The 13,197-nt window shown below is 58.1% G+C and carries 13 protein-coding genes; 6 read left to right on the top strand and 7 right to left on the bottom strand.

What is annotated here, in order from left to right:
- Positions 1-44 precede the first annotated feature (44 nt).
- The 5 genes from VSQ83_RS23020 to gcvH all read left to right on the top strand — a co-directional run bounded on the left by VSQ83_RS23020 (position 45) and on the right by gcvH (position 5,805).
- Positions 45-1,262: a 2-octaprenyl-3-methyl-6-methoxy-1,4-benzoquinol hydroxylase gene (locus VSQ83_RS23020; protein WP_326427746.1), complete on the top strand. Its 1,218-nt coding sequence runs from the start codon at positions 45-47 to the stop codon at positions 1,260-1,262.
- A gap of 94 nt (positions 1,263-1,356) precedes the next feature.
- A complete protein-coding gene (locus tag VSQ83_RS23015; RefSeq protein ID WP_133079069.1) occupies positions 1,357-2,358 on the top strand; it encodes an extracellular solute-binding protein in 1,002 nt (333 codons plus the stop codon).
- Positions 2,359-2,506: 148 nt separating this feature from the next.
- A complete protein-coding gene (locus tag VSQ83_RS23010; protein ID WP_133079068.1) occupies positions 2,507-4,123 on the top strand; it encodes an ABC transporter permease in 1,617 nt (538 codons plus the stop codon).
- A gap of 153 nt (positions 4,124-4,276) precedes the next feature.
- Entirely contained in the window at positions 4,277-5,359 is a 1,083-nt protein-coding gene (gcvT, locus tag VSQ83_RS23005; protein ID WP_133079067.1) for a glycine cleavage system aminomethyltransferase GcvT, read from the top strand.
- A 62-nt stretch (positions 5,360-5,421) separates the two neighbouring features.
- Positions 5,422-5,805, top strand: coding sequence for a glycine cleavage system protein GcvH (gene gcvH, locus VSQ83_RS23000; protein WP_326427601.1), 384 nt, complete (start codon positions 5,422-5,424; stop codon positions 5,803-5,805).
- Positions 5,806-5,890: 85 nt separating this feature from the next.
- Here gcvH and VSQ83_RS22995 read toward each other — a convergent pair whose 3' ends face one another.
- The 6 genes from VSQ83_RS22995 to VSQ83_RS22970 all read right to left on the bottom strand — a co-directional run bounded on the left by VSQ83_RS22995 (position 5,891) and on the right by VSQ83_RS22970 (position 11,356).
- Complete coding sequence (locus VSQ83_RS22995; protein ID WP_219262578.1) at positions 5,891-7,033, bottom strand: DegT/DnrJ/EryC1/StrS family aminotransferase; 1,143 nt, start codon at positions 7,031-7,033, stop codon at positions 5,891-5,893.
- A gap of 263 nt (positions 7,034-7,296) precedes the next feature.
- Positions 7,297-7,611, bottom strand: coding sequence for a DUF2388 domain-containing protein (locus VSQ83_RS22990; protein ID WP_133079065.1), 315 nt, complete (start codon positions 7,609-7,611; stop codon positions 7,297-7,299).
- A 66-nt stretch (positions 7,612-7,677) separates the two neighbouring features.
- A complete protein-coding gene (locus VSQ83_RS22985; protein WP_326427599.1) occupies positions 7,678-8,127 on the bottom strand; it encodes an NfeD family protein in 450 nt (149 codons plus the stop codon).
- Positions 8,128-8,130: 3 nt separating this feature from the next.
- Complete coding sequence (locus tag VSQ83_RS22980) at positions 8,131-9,051, bottom strand: SPFH domain-containing protein (protein WP_133079063.1); 921 nt, start codon at positions 9,049-9,051, stop codon at positions 8,131-8,133.
- Between the two features lie 98 nt (positions 9,052-9,149).
- The gene (locus tag VSQ83_RS22975; RefSeq protein WP_326427598.1) at positions 9,150-10,916 is read right to left on the bottom strand and encodes a GspE/PulE family protein; all 1,767 of its coding nucleotides are present in this window, start codon (positions 10,914-10,916) and stop codon (positions 9,150-9,152) included.
- 101 nt (positions 10,917-11,017) lie between these two features.
- Positions 11,018-11,356, bottom strand: a complete 339-nt coding sequence (locus VSQ83_RS22970; protein ID WP_133079061.1) for a hypothetical protein — start codon at positions 11,354-11,356, stop codon at positions 11,018-11,020.
- A gap of 127 nt (positions 11,357-11,483) precedes the next feature.
- Between VSQ83_RS22970 and VSQ83_RS22965 the strand changes: the two genes are divergently transcribed.
- Entirely contained in the window at positions 11,484-11,948 is a 465-nt protein-coding gene (locus VSQ83_RS22965; RefSeq protein ID WP_019824516.1) for an Lrp/AsnC family transcriptional regulator, read from the top strand.
- A 153-nt stretch (positions 11,949-12,101) separates the two neighbouring features.
- Here VSQ83_RS22965 and VSQ83_RS22960 read toward each other — a convergent pair whose 3' ends face one another.
- A complete protein-coding gene (locus tag VSQ83_RS22960; RefSeq protein ID WP_133079060.1) occupies positions 12,102-13,025 on the bottom strand; it encodes a hypothetical protein in 924 nt (307 codons plus the stop codon).
- Between the last annotated feature and the right edge of the window lie 172 nt (positions 13,026-13,197).

The following is a 13,197-nucleotide window of genomic DNA, read 5'->3' as shown; positions in this document are numbered from 1 at the left end:
AGGTGCGGCGTACGCCGCTAGCGAGACAGGCTTAAAGCATGGAAATGCGTGCAGATCTGCTGATTGTCGGGGCCGGAATGGTCGGAAGTGCACTGGCGCTGGCGCTCAAAGACAGCGGGCTGAAAATCCTGCTGCTCGATGGCAGCCCGCTGAGTGTCAAACCCTTTGCCGCCCAGACCCCGTTCGAGCCGCGGGTCAGTGCCCTGTCGGCTGCCAGCCAGCGCATTTTGCAGCGCCTGGGCGCGTGGGAGGGCATCACCCGGCGTCGCGTCAGCCCGTATGCCCACATGCAGGTATGGGATGGCAGCGGCACGGGGCAGATCCACTTCTCGGCGACCAGCGTTCATGCCGACGTGCTGGGTCATATCGTTGAAAACCGTGTGGTGCAGGATGCGCTGCTTGAGTGCTTGCAGGACTCCAGCATCGAAATGCTGGCCAATGCGCGCCTGGAACAGATGCGCCGCTCTGGCGACGACTGGCTGCTGACCCTGGCCGATGGTCGTACCTTGCGTGCGCCGTTGGTGATTGCCGCTGATGGCGCCAACTCGGCTGTACGCCGCCTGACCGGCTGTGAGACCCGCGAGTGGAATTATCAGCATCATGCCATCGTCACCAGCGTGCGTTGCTCAGAACCCCATCAGCAGACCGCCTGGCAGCGTTTTACCGACAATGGCCCGCTGGCATTCCTGCCATTGGAGCGCGAGGGTCAGCAGGACTGGTGTTCGATTGTCTGGTCGACCACGCCTGAACAGGCCGAGTACTTGATGGCGCTGGACGATGGCGCCTTCTGCCGCGAGCTGGAACTGGCTTTTGAAGGCCGTCTGGGCAGCGTGCTGAGCGCTGATCCGCGGGTGTGCGTGCCGCTGCGTCAGCGTCACGCCAAACGCTATGTCGCGGAAGGCCTGGCACTGATCGGTGATGCGGCACACACCATCCACCCGCTGGCCGGGCAGGGCGTGAATCTGGGGTTTCTGGATGCGGCGGTGCTGGCACATGTGCTGCTGCACGCGGTGGATCGCGGCGAGCGTCTGGCGGATGTGCGCGTGCTGAGCCGTTTTGAGCGTCGGCGCATGCCGCATAACCTGGCGTTGATGGCCGCCATGGAGGGTTTTGAGCGCTTGTTCCAGGCTGACTCGCTGACGGCACGATTGCTGCGCAACACCGGTTTGAAATGGGTCAATAAAATGCCCGAGGCCAAGGCCTTGTTTGTGCGTCAGGCACTGGGCCTGAGTGGCGATCTGCCGCCGCTGGCCAAGCCGTAACATCTGGTAACTCCTCCGGGGCGAGTTAGGTTGAGATGGGAAATGTGATTCACTACCATTTACGCCCGATTCGCATCAAGAGAGACCGCCCATCATGTTGGCACGCAAGCGTCTACTGACTGCCCTGGCCCTAACCGTTTTTGCGAGCAGCGTTTCTGCTGCCGAAGAGGTGGTGGTTTACTCCTCGCGTATCGACGAGCTGATCAAACCGGTATTTGATGCCTACACCGCCAAGACCGGGGTCAAGGTCAAGTTCATCACCGACAAGGAAGCGCCGTTGATGCAGCGCATCAAGGCAGAAGGCCAGAATGCCACCGCCGACCTGTTGCTGACCGTGGACGCCGGCAACCTGTGGCAAGCCGAGCAAATGGGCATTTTGCAGCCGTTCACGTCCGAAGTGATCGACAAGAATATTCCACCGCAATACCGCTCCTCTTCCCATGAGTGGACCGGCCTGAGCCTGCGCGCACGGACCATCGTCTATTCGACCGACCGGGTTAAGCCTGAAGAACTGTCGACCTACGAGGCCCTGGCTGACAAGAACTGGGAAGGCCGCCTGTGCTTGCGCACCGCCAAGAAGGTTTACAACCAGTCGCTGACGGCCACCATGATCGAAGCGCATGGTGCTGAAAAAACCGAAAAAATTCTCAAGGGTTGGGTGAGCAACCTGTCCACGGACGTGTTCTCTGACGACACTGCACTGCTTGAGGCAATCAACGCCGGGCAATGTGACGTGGGCATCGTCAATACCTACTACTACGGCCGTTTGCACAAGCAGAAGCCGGATCTGGCGGTGAAACTGTTCTGGCCGAATCAGGCGGACCGCGGTGTTCACGTCAACCTGTCGGGCATTGGCCTGACCAAGTACGCGCCACACCCTGAGGCCGCCAAGGCATTGGTGGAGTGGATGACCACCCCTGAAGCTCAGGTCATTTTTGCAGGTGTTAACCAGGAATTCCCGGCCAACCCAAGCGTTGAGCCTTCTGCCGAAGTGGCCAGCTGGGGCAAGTTCAAGGCCGACGCACTGCCAGTAGAAGTGGCAGGCAAGCGCCAGGCTGAAGCCATCCGCATGATGGATCGCGCGGGCTGGAACTGATCAAAATCTGAAGCAATACCTGTGGGAGCGGGCTTGCTCGCGATAGCATCGCCGGGGTTTCATTGGAAACTGCGGTGTTTGCATCGCGAGCAAGCCCGCTCCCACATTTGTTTTTTACCTCGTCCTGACCACCTTCCGAGAGTTCTTCGTGGCCCATCCTGCTCAACGTCGCTGGTATCCGCTGGTTTTTGTCATTGCCGCTCTGGTGCTGTTGCCGCTGAGCGTTTTGCTGCTGTCCTGGCAAAGCATTGATACCCAGATCTGGAGCCACATGTGGGATACGCAGATGCCGCGTCTGCTGGGCAACACCCTGACCCTGATCGTTGGCGTGGGTGTCGGGGTCACGCTGCTCGGTGTCAGCCTGGCCTGGTTGACCAGCCTGTGTGAGTTCCCCGGCAGACGATGGCTGGACTGGGCGCTGATGTTGCCCTTTGCGATTCCGGCTTATGTACTGGCGTTTGTCTTTGTCGGCTTGCTGGATTTCGCAGGCCCCGTGCAAACCCTGCTGCGTGAGTGGTTTGGCATGGGCCTGAGGTTGCCACGGGTGCGCTCCACCGGTGGGGTGATCATCGTGCTGATCCTGGTGTTCTACCCCTACGTTTATCTGCTGGCGCGCACGGCCTTTCTGGCCCAGGGCAAAGGCCTGATGGAAGCTGCCAGAGTGCTGGGCCAAAGCCCGTGGCAGGCATTCTGGCGCGTTGCGTTGCCCATGGCGCGTCCGGCGATCGGTGCGGGTGTAGCACTGGCGCTGATGGAAACCCTGGCCGATTTTGGCGCGGTATCGGTGTTCAATTTCGACACCTTCACGACCGCGATCTACAAAACCTGGTACGGATTCTTCAGCCTGTCTACGGCAGCGCAACTGGCCAGTTTGCTACTGCTGGTGGTCATGGTGGTGCTCTACGGCGAACGACGCGCCCGTGGGGCAAGCCGCGCCAGTAACGAACGCCCCCGGGTCAGTGCCTTGTATCACCTGAGCGGTCCCAAAGCGTGGCTGGCCAGTGGCTGGTGCTTGCTGGTATTTGCCTGTGCTTTCGTCATTCCGATGCTGCAACTGGCCGTGTGGTTCTGGCAGCGCGGTCGATTCGACCTGGATGAGCGGTACGCCGGATTGATCCTGCACACCCTCTATCTGGGCAGCATGGCGGCACTGATCACCGTGAGCGTGGCCTTGGTGCTCGCGTTTGCCCGGCGCCAGGCACCCACGGCGGCCATTCGTGCCGGGGTCAGCCTTGCGAACCTGGGTTATGCCCTGCCGGGCTCGGTGCTGGCGGTGTCGATCATGTTGGCGTTCAGCTATCTGGACCGAGAGCTGGTGATTCCGGTGTCGGGCTGGTTGGGCGGGGCGGGCAAGCCACTGTTGCTGGGCAGCCTGTCGGCCCTGCTGCTGGCGTATCTGGTGCGGTTTATCGCCGTGGCTTATGGCCCGCTGGAAAACAGCCTGGCGCGCATTCGTCCTTCCTTGCCGGAGGCCTCTCGCAGTTTGGGGGTCGGTGGGCCACGACTGTTTTTCAAGGTGTATCTGCCGTTGCTGCTGCCCGGCACCTTGAGCGCTGCGCTGCTGGTGTTTGTCGATGTGCTCAAGGAAATGCCGGCTACCTTGCTCATGCGCCCGTTCGGCTGGGACACGCTGGCTGTGCGGATCTTCGAGATGACGAGCGAAGGCGAATGGGCGAGGGCTTCGTTGCCCGCCCTGACGCTGGTCCTGGTCGGATTGTTACCGGTCATCGGACTGATTCGACGCTCGGCACATCGAATCGGTTAGGTGCCAGTCCTCCTTCATGCGGCTACAATGCGCGGCATTCGGTGCGGTCTGTCTGTCAGATCAGGTTTCTGCGTAGTGTAAGAAAGCCATTTTTTAGGCTTGAAATGCTCCGCAGCCTGTCCGCACCCTCGCCAAGCCCGGAAGGAGAAACCCATGGGACAGCGTACGCCTCTGTATGACCTGCATCTCGCCCTGGGCGCGAAAATGGTCGATTTTGGCGGTTGGGATATGCCTTTGCATTACGGCTCACAAGTTGAAGAACACCATGAGGTGCGCCGCGACTGTGGGGTTTTTGATGTCTCGCATATGACCGTGATCGACATCGCCGGGTCTCAGGCCAAGGCGTGGCTCCAGCATTTGCTGGCCAATGATGTCGAGCGTCTGAATACACCTGGCCGTGCCTTGTACAGCGCCATGCTCAATGAGCAGGGCGGCGTGGTCGACGACATGATTGTCTACCTGATGCCCACGGGTTATCGGCTTATCGTCAATGCCGCCACCCGGGATCAGGATCTGGCCTGGATGGAAGCTCAGCGTCAGGGCTATGACGTGCAACTGTTGGAACGCCCGGAACTGGCCCTGCTGGCCATTCAAGGGCCCCATGCGCGACAGAAAGTGGCCGAACTGGTGAGTCAGGCGCGTGGCCAGTTGATCCAGCAACTCAAGCCCTTTGAAGGGCAGAGCAGCGGCGACTGGTTTATCGCTCGTACCGGGTACACCGGTGAAGATGGCCTCGAAATCGTCCTCCCGGCCGACCAGGCCCCGGCCTTTTTCAACGATCTGGTGGGTGCAGGCATTTCACCGATTGGCCTGGGCGCTCGGGATACCTTGCGTCTTGAAGCCGGCATGAACCTCTACGGGCAGGATATCCATCTGTCTGTTTCCCCCCTTTGCGCCAATATGGCCTGGACCATTGCCTGGGAGCCTGCCTCACGCAAGTTCGTGGGACGCGAAGCGCTCGAAGCCGAAAAGGCCGGGGGCGTGCAGCTCAAACTGGTGGGGCTGGTACTTGAGGAACGGGGCGTTTTGCGCGCTCATCAAGTGGTTCGCATCGCCAATGTTGGCGAAGGGGAGATCACCAGTGGTAGCTTCTCCCCTACGCTAAGCAAATCGATCGCCCTGGCGCGAGTTCCGATGGCAACGGCTGACCGTGCCGAGGTTGAAATTCGTGGTAAGTGGTACCCGGTTCGAGTAGTAAAACCGACTTTTGTTCGTCAGGGCAAAGCCCTGATCTAACGTTTACTGGCGAGAAAGCACCTTGTGTGCGCCGCCTACATTTATTCTTGAGGACACTGAATATGAGCCTGATCCCTGCTGAGTTGCGCTTTGCTGAAAGTCACGAGTGGGCCCGCCTGGAAGCGGATGGCACGGTTACCGTAGGCATCAGCGATCATGCTCAGGAAGCCTTGGGGGACGTGGTGTTTGTTGAGCTGGCCGAAGTCGGCAAAGTGTTCGCCGCAGGCGATACAGCGGGCGTTGTTGAGTCGGTTAAAGCTGCTTCCGACATCTACTCGCCGGTCTCTGGCGAAGTGATTGCCGTCAACGAAGCACTGGCGGACAGCCCTGAGTCGTTGAACAGCGACCCGTACACCAGCTGGATTTTCAAGCTCAAGCCAAGCAACACCGCCGAGCTGGAAAAACTGCTGGATGCTGCGGGCTATAAAGCCGTAATCGGCGAATAAGCTCAAATGTGTAGTCGCTGCCGAAGGCTGCGAGCTTTGTTTGGAATCAAAAGCTCGCAGCCTGCGGCAACGACTACAGGTTGAGTCAGGCGACGCTTAAAACTGCTTTCACCGCCGCCACCGAACGCTCCACATCGGCCTTGGTCATTGCCGTAAACATCGGTAACGACACAATCAGGCGCCCGACACGTTCGGCAATCGGGAACATCCCCTCTTTGAAGCCCTGTGCACGGTACAGGCTCAGCAAGTGAATGGGCGGGTAGTGGTAACCGATGCCCACACCCAAGGCTTGCATCTCTTTCATGAAGGTCGCACGTGCAGGCTGTCCGTCCTTGCGCTCAGGCAGCACAAGCTGGAACAGATGCCAGTTGGTGTTGTTGAAGTCTGCTACCGGCAGTTGTGCGCCGTACTGAGCTTCGAACTCAGGCCCGAAACAGTCGAAATAATGCTTGGCCAACTCCCGACGATGGGCGGTGATGGTTTCGATATGGGCAAACTGGCCCAGACCAATCGCAGCCGCGATGTCGGTCATATTGAACTTGCCACCCAGCACATCCACATCCAGCCCGTCGAAACCCGTGCGAGTCACGCCCTGTAGACGGTATTTCTCGGCCAGTCGCGCTTCTTCTTCATTGTTCAGCACCAGACACCCGCCCTCGGATGAGGTGATGTTCTTGTTGGCCTGAAAACTGAACGATACAAAATCGCCCCGTGCGCCAATGCGCTCGCCTTGCCAGCTGGAGCCCAGGGCTTGTGCCGCATCTTCCACTACGCGCAGGTTGTGCTTTTTGGCGATCGCGTAGAGCGCATCCATGTCCACTGGCAAGCCTGACAGGTAAACCGGAATGATTGCCTTGGTACGCGGGGTGATGGCCGCTTCGAGCTTGGCCAGGTCGATGTTGCGTGTCACCGGGTCGATATCGGCAAATACCGGCGTCGCGCCGACTTCGATAATCACGTTCGCGGTGGCTACCCATGAAATAGGCGTGGTGATGACTTCATCGCCCGCCCCGATGCCCGCGATGCGCAACGCGATTTCCATGGTGCAGGTGCCGGAGTTGAACGTACGCACCGGGCGCCCGCCAAAGTACTCGGACAGTTGTGCTTCGAACGCCTGGACCTTGGGCCCGCTGGTGATCCAGCCCGAGCGCAATACGTCGCCCACGGCAGCAATGGTGGCTTCATCAATGGTGGGTTTGGAAAACGGCAGGAAAGGCAGCGTGCTCATAGAAGCGTGACGTCCGATGTGAGTGAGTTTGGGTGACCAAAAGCAATAGCATAGCGCTCAAGATCATACCCGGAGGATCGCTCACATCCGGTGAAAATTCTGTATGGCGGCTGAATCACAGGGAGAGATGTGTGTTGAGTTGAACGGTGGGAGCGGGCTTGCTCGCGATAGCATCACATCGGGTTGATGCAGGCAAACCAAGTCGCCAGCATCGCGAGCAAGCCCGGTCCCACATGGAAGTTGCCTCCAAAGTGGGAAGGCAGTTATTCCGCTGTAGCGTTTTTAACCAGAATTGCGTTGGCCAGGTCCATGTCGCTGACTTTCATGTTCGGATTATCAGCACGCACTTGTTGCATGGCTGATTCCAGGTACGGGCCACGAATCGAACCGTTGCTGGCAACAAAGCTGCCCGCGTCATCCTGAGCGGCGATGACTTTGCGGTCTTTTTTGAAGGTCAGGTAGGTGGAGCCGGTGGTTGCACCGGAAGACAGCACATTACGCCAGAAGCTGTCGGCCATTGCAGACCCAACAGGAAGAGACAGCAAGGCGATAGCGGCTACAGCATATTTGAGGCGCATGACGGTGACTCCGAATAGATTAGCTACGAGGTTTGATTGCAAATTGCGCTCAGGAGTTCCGTAACGTCACGGTACAATTTCTACGCTTAATACTGTTCCATTCTGGGCGGTAACACGCACGGGCGTACCCACCGCAGCGTCAGGCCCTACAGCCATCCATACGCTGTCGCCGACCTTGATTTTACCCCGTCCCTCCACAATCGCCTGTTGAACGATGAAGGTACGGCCGATCAGCTCATGGCCGCGACGATTCAGGTTTGGCTGGTCGCCAGTTTCGACTTTGCCGCGCTGTCGCCGCCACCAGTACACCGCCGTGAGGATTGCCAGCACTCCAAACAATGGAAGTTGCAGGGTCCAGGGCAGTTCGGGGACCAGAAAGGTCAAAGCCCCGACGATGATGCCGGCAATACCTGTCCACAGCAGATAACCACCGGCGCCAAAAACCTCCAGGATCAACAGCGCGGTGCCCAGCGCCAGCCAGTCCCAGTAGTTCAGGTGTTGCAGAAACTCCCACATGAATCAGACCTTCTTGGTATCAAAGGTGGCTTTGACGATTTCGCCGATACCGCCCACTGCGCCGATGACCTGGCTGGCCTCCAGCGGCATGAGGATGACTTTGCTGTTGTTGGCAGAGGCCAGCTTGCCCAGGGCATCGATATATTTTTGCGCAACAAAGTAGTTGATCGCCTGCACGTTGCCCGAGGCAATGGCCTCGGACACCACCTGGGTGGCCCGTGCTTCGGCTTCAGCCTGGCGCTCTCGGGCTTCTGACTCGAGAAACGCAGCCTGACGACCACCTTCTGCTTCGAGGATCTGTGCCTGTTTTTTGCCTTCGGCAGTCAGGATTGCTGCGGCTCTGAGCCCTTCAGCCTCAAGGATTTGTGCTCGCTTGATACGTTCGGCTTTCATCTGCCCGGACATGGCGGCCATCAGGTCGGCCGGCGGGCTGATGTCCTTGATCTCGATGCGGGTGATCTTGATGCCCCAGGGCGCTGTTGCTTCATCAACGGTGCGCAGCAGCTTTTCATTGATGCCGTCACGCTGGCTGAGCATGGCATCCAGCTCCATCGAACCCAATACGGTACGGATGTTGGTTTGCAGCAGGTTGCGAATGGCGTGTTCGAGGTTGTTGACCTCATACGCGGCCTGAGCCGTGTTGACGACCTGGAAAAAACACACGGCATCGATTTGTACGGTGGCGTTATCGGCGGTGATCACTTCTTGTGGCGGGATGTCCAGCACGCTTTCCATCACGTTGATCTTGCGCCCGATGCGGTCCATCACCGGAATGATGATGTTCAGGCCCGGCTTCAGGGTGTTGGTGTAGCGGCCAAAGCGCTCCACCGTCCATTGATATCCTTGCGGTACCACCTTGAAGCCCATGAAGAGCATGGCGATAGCCAAGGCGACAAATAACAGGATCACAGTACCCGCTTGCATAACCATTCCTTGTTTTGAGGTGTAAGAATCAAACGAACGAGGCGTGTAACGATCAAAAAATTCGCGTAACTGATTAGATTTTAGTCAAAACAATTCAACTACGCGGGGGTAACTCGAATTGCTTCTGGCATTGAGGTTGTTCCAGCGGCGACTTTTTGAGCGGCGGCCAGCCTCAGGCTGATCATGCCTTGTGCGCAGGCCTGGCGACGCATGGCGTTGAGGTCGGTGTCGGGGCCAATCAGGGACTTGAGCTTTTCGCTCATCACCATGATTTCGTAAATGCCGACTCGCCCGCTGTATCCGGTGTCCCGACACTGTGTGCAGCCAGTGGCCCGCCAGGTGCAGGTGGGCGGTGAGTCGGACCAGGCCGGGGCAAAGTCCTGCCAGTCCCCCGGATCCAGTGGCTGCTCGGCCCTGCAGTCAGGGCACAGCGTTCTGACCAGACGCTGGGCCATGACCCCCAGCAACGTGGCTTTTATCAAATAGGCCGCTACTCCCAGTTCCTGCAGGCGGCTGATCGCGCTGGGCGCGTCATTGGTATGCAGGGTAGAAAGCACCAGATGTCCGGTCAGCGCAGCCTGAATGGCCATCTGCGCGGTCTCCAGGTCACGTATTTCCCCGAGCATGATGATGTCCGGATCCTGGCGCATCAATGCACGTACGCCGTTGGCGAAGTTCAGGTCGATGTTGGGTTGAACCTGCATTTGATTAAAGGCCGGTTCAATCATCTCGATGGGGTCTTCGAGAGTGCACAGGTTGATTTCTGGAGTGGCCAGTTGTTTGAGCGTTGCATACAGGGTGCTGGTTTTACCCGAACCGGTAGGGCCGGTGATCAAAATAATGCCGTTGGGCTGGCGGGTCATTGGTTGCCAACGTTGCAGGTCTTCGGGGCACAGGCCCAACTGGTCGAAATCTTTGAGCAGTACCTGCGGATCAAAAATACGCATCACCATTTTTTCGCCAAACGCGGTGGGCAGGGTGGCGAGTCTCAGCTCAACTTCAGCGGCACCCGGGGGCCTGGTTTTTATTCGACCGTCCTGAGGTTTGCGTTTTTCGGCGACATTCATCCGGCCCAGGCTCTTGAGGCGACTGACGACAGCCACGGTCACCTGCGGCGGGAACTGGTAGACGTTATGCAGCACCCCATCGATGCGAAAGCGCACACAGCCTTGTTCCCGCCGGGGTTCAATGTGGATATCGCTGGCACGTTGCTCAAAGGCGTACTGAAACAACCAGTCGACGATATTCACAATGTGCGCGTCGTTGGCATCCGGCTCGCGGGCGCCTGTACCCAAGGTCAGCAATTGTTCGAGGTTGGTCTGGGGGCTGGTTTTCTGATCGTTGAGTGCGGCACCGTTGACCGATTTGGCCAGTTGGAAAAACTCCGTGCTCAGGCGCTGGATTTCGAGGGGGTTTGCAATGACCCGTTTGATAGGACGCTTGAGCAACGGGTGCAAATCAGCCTCCCAACTGCTGACCCAGGGCTGGCAGCTGGCGATGGTGATGCTCGAATCATCGGCAGCCACCGCGAGGATTCCATGACGCTGGGCGAAGGCGAAGGACATCAGCCCGGTCACTGTGGTGACATCGATCTTGAGCGGGTCAATGCGCAGGTAGGGGTGTCCGGCGTGGCTGGCGAGCCAGGCGGTGAGGGTTTCAAGATCCAGGATCTTGCCCCCTCGGCTGGGGTCACAGAGCTGTTGTCCTGCCAGAAACACCAGCGGATGCAAGGCTGCATTGCACGCTTCTCGCCCGGTGATCAATACCTGTTCGGCACAACTCTGGGGGATACGGTTTTTGGCCAGCAACGCGGTCAACAGGTCGTTGAGGTCCAGCCATTGGTCTTGGGGCGGGGGGATGCGCATAAAAGCTCCTTTGGGCACCGGCTCAGACGGATCCTTGTCTGGCTGTGAGCTTCAAAGCCTAGTCGCGCTGCTTTCACCTTCACGTGCCCAATGGTTGCGAACTATTGCCCCGAGACCTGCAGAAAAGACGCTTTGGCCGCCTGCACGGGGTGCAGCTCCATGTCGAAGACACTGATCAGATTGCGCAATTTCTCACCCATGACCTGAGCCCGGTGCCAGCTCTGCTCATGGCTTTCGATTTCAATGCTCAATGTGTCCTGATCGCGCACCACTTCCACCTGATGCGGGATCAATTGCTGCAAGGCAAACAGATTGAGCACACGGCACAAGACATCAGCATCGGCGTCCGCCTGGATGCGATAGCGCACCGGGCAAGGCGCTGCGTTGCTGGCCCAGACGTCGGGGCGTGATGAGTGGTTGACGACTTCCAGATGGGACATGCAAACGCTCCTGTTTAGGCTGGAGAAATTTTTACACGTCGTGGGAGAAATTTTTTATCTAAGATGTTTTAAATCAACGATAAATAGACTTGATCGAGTCTCTATTAGACAACTTAAAGGTATTTTTATGCAGGGTGAACTGGATGCTTACGACCGACGCATTTTGGCGCTGCTGCAAGAGGATGCTTCTCTGTCGAGCGCACAGATCGCCGAAAAGGTGGGGCTTTCGCAATCACCCTGCTGGCGGCGTATTCAGCGGATGAAGGACGAGGGGATCATTCGCGGCCAGGTGACCTTGCTCGATCGCAAGAAAATCGGGCTCAACACGCAAATTTTTGCCGAGATCAAACTCAATGCCCACGGGCGTTCCAACTTCACTGAATTCACCGACGCGATCCGCGGTTTTCCCGAGGTGCTGGAGTGCTATGTGCTGATGGGGTCGGTGGATTTTCTGCTGCGCATCGTCACTGCCGACATCGAAGCCTACGAGCGATTTTTCTTCGAAAAACTGTCGATGGTCCCGGGTATTCAAGAGGTGAATTCGATCGTGGCGTTGTCAGAAATCAAATCCACCACGTGTCTGCCGGTTTGATCCGGGCCACAAAAAAACGGCCTTCATGAAGAAGGCCGTTCAGGGTTTATACCTGTTGCATCAATGCACAAACAGGGCAATCAGAATGATGATCGGGATCGGGATACCGAGAAAAAACAGCAGTAATGAGCGCATTTTCATTCTCCAGATTGATTAATAAACAGGCGGCTTGGTGGTGTGCTCCACGTAGCTCACGGCATCGCGTTGGCGGCCGCCAAACGTGGCGCAGAGGCTGGCGAAAAATGCACCCAGCAGCAGACTGATGAACATCCACAGGGTGGTCCAGGCGGCGACTTTTGCTGCGGTGTCTGCGGCTTCCTTGGCTTTGACCTTGGCGTCTTCAACCGCCTGGTGGGCTTTGGCATACACCTGATCGACCCGTTGCTCGGCCTCGGCCTGGCTGAGGTTGGTCCGTTGAGCGACGATTTGCGCCAGATAGGTACGGTCCTCGCCACTTAACTGGCCGTCGTTGCCCAGGCTGCGAACAAAGATGCGCGTGACGATGCCGTGGGCGGCGTCTTCGCTGACAGCAGTGCCGCGATCATCGCGAAACAGGGTGTCGATAAAGTAATCAGAGCTATTGCCCGAACTTTTATCGGCGTGGCTGGCGGCTGCGCTGCTCATGGCCGAAGCGGCACCTGAAGCCACGCTGGCCCCAGCTTGAACACCGCTGCCAATCACGCTGCTGACCGAGCCTGCGATCAAGGTTACGGTAACCAGCGTCGCAACTGCCCAAGCCAGAAAGCCATGTGCTGTATCCCGAAAGTACACTTCATCGCCATGCATGTTGGCCCACTTGACCCGCAAGCGGCCGGCCAGATAGCCCCCCATCCCTGACGCAATGATTTGTGTGATGGCCAGCCAGACAATGGCGGTGATACCCAGGCCTTTGGCGCCCACGCCTTCATTTGCCCACGGTGAAACTGCCGAAAAGCCCAGGCCTGCGCCCAGCATGATCAGCAGCAGAGACAGCGCGGCAGCGGTGGCTGCCCCCGCAAAGATGGCGGCCCAGGAAACACCTGAGTGGCCAGAGGAGTCTTGCAGGGCTGCGGGATAGTGCTCAGTTGTCCCGATCATTGTTGTTGTGCTCCTGAATGGTAGGAAGTGCAGCGTTCATTCAAGAGATTGCAGGTGACATGCCAACAGGGTGTTTGTTGGTAATTTCATATCTTTCAATGGGTTAATAATTATTTGAGATTCAGGTGCATGCAGTTTGCATGATTGACACTGTGACAGGCGGGCGTAATGC

Source organism: Pseudomonas sp. DSV-1 (genome assembly GCF_035830915.1).
Lineage (GTDB): Bacteria > Pseudomonadota > Gammaproteobacteria > Pseudomonadales > Pseudomonadaceae > Aquipseudomonas.
The sequence above is the reverse complement of the archived record's forward strand: the minus strand, read 5'-3'. Positions and strand labels throughout refer to the sequence as shown.